Raw genomic sequence first — 1,228 nt, 5'->3', positions numbered from 1 at the left:
TGACGTCCTCCCTGTTTTTTCATCCATGTTGAGTGAGAGTTTTCCGGCCTTTTGAAGCCTGCGGGCAAGGAGCTGGGACATGAAGAAGACGAGGCACACCGAGGAGCAGATCGCGTTCGCGCTGAAGCAGGCGGAGACGGGCACGGCAGTGTCCGAGGTGATCCGCCGGATGGGGATCTCGGAGCAGACATTCTACCGTTGGAAGAAGGTGTATGGTGGCCTCGGCGTGGGCGAGCTGCGACGGTTGAAGCTGCTCGAGGAGGAGAACCGCAAGCTCAAGCAGCTGGTCGCGGACCTGAGCCTGGACAAGCATATCCTGCAGGACGTCCTCGCAAAAAAGCCCTGACGCCTGGACGACGGCGCGAGCTCGTCGCGCACGTCCAGGCGTCGCACGGTGTCAGCGAGCGACGCAGCTGTCTGGCACTCGGCGTCGACCGGTCGTCGGTGCGGTACGTGTCGCATCGGCCGGACCAAGCGCCGCTGATGCTGCGCATCCGTGATCTGGCGGCGACGCGAACGCGGTACGGCTACTTCAGGATATACATCCTGCTGCGCAGGGAAGGATGGTTCGTGAACCACAAGCGCGTCTATCGGCTCTACCGGGATGATGGACTGAGCCTTCGGCTCAAGAAGCCCAGGCGCAACGTTAGCGCCGCCAACCGCGACCGGCAACCTGCGGCATCGGCGGCGAACGAGATGTGGTCGATGGACTTCGTCTCGGACGCGCTGTTCGATGGTCGTCGGCTGCGGGCGCTGACGGTGGTCGACGCTTTCACGCGCGAGGCTCTGGCGATCGACGTCGACCAGAGCATCAAGGGCGAGCAGGTGGTGGCCGCGATGGCGCGGATCGCTTCGGTGCGTGGTGCACCGAAGACCATCCGGGTGGACAATGGGCCGGAGTTCATCTCGAAGGCGCTCGACCGCTGGGCCTATGAGAACGGCGTCACGCTCGACTTCTCGCGGCCGGGCAAGCCCACCGACAACGCCTTCGTCGAGAGCTTCAACGGCCGTCTGCGCGACGAATGCCTGAACAGCCACTGGTTCCTGTCGCTGGCGGATGCGCGGGCGAAGATCGAGGCCTGGCGACGGGACTATAACGAGAGCCGCCCTCACACTGCTCTTGGCTGGCTGACGCCAGCGGAATATGCTGCATCAGCCGGGGTTAACCCCGGCTGATGCAAGCCGGAAGCTCGCATCACGCCCGGATGAGAAACCGGGGGACTGTCAT

The 1,228-nt window shown here is 64.0% G+C and carries 1 protein-coding gene; it reads left to right on the top strand.

The annotated features are described in order from the left end of the window. Positions 1-79 precede the first annotated feature (79 nt). A protein-coding gene (locus tag ACI2JO_RS19955) for an IS3 family transposase (RefSeq protein ID WP_404722221.1) occupies positions 80-1,176 on the top strand; the annotation gives its coding sequence in 2 pieces (ribosomal slippage) (positions 80-329 and positions 329-1,176; 1,098 coding nt in all). The last annotated feature ends 52 nt before the right edge of the window (positions 1,177-1,228 follow it).

Origin of the sequence: Sphingomonas sp. NPDC079357, assembly GCF_044901155.1 — a bacterium.
In the GTDB taxonomy this organism is placed as follows: domain Bacteria; phylum Pseudomonadota; class Alphaproteobacteria; order Sphingomonadales; family Sphingomonadaceae; genus Sphingomonas.
This window is presented reverse-complemented; position numbering and strand designations above follow the sequence as displayed.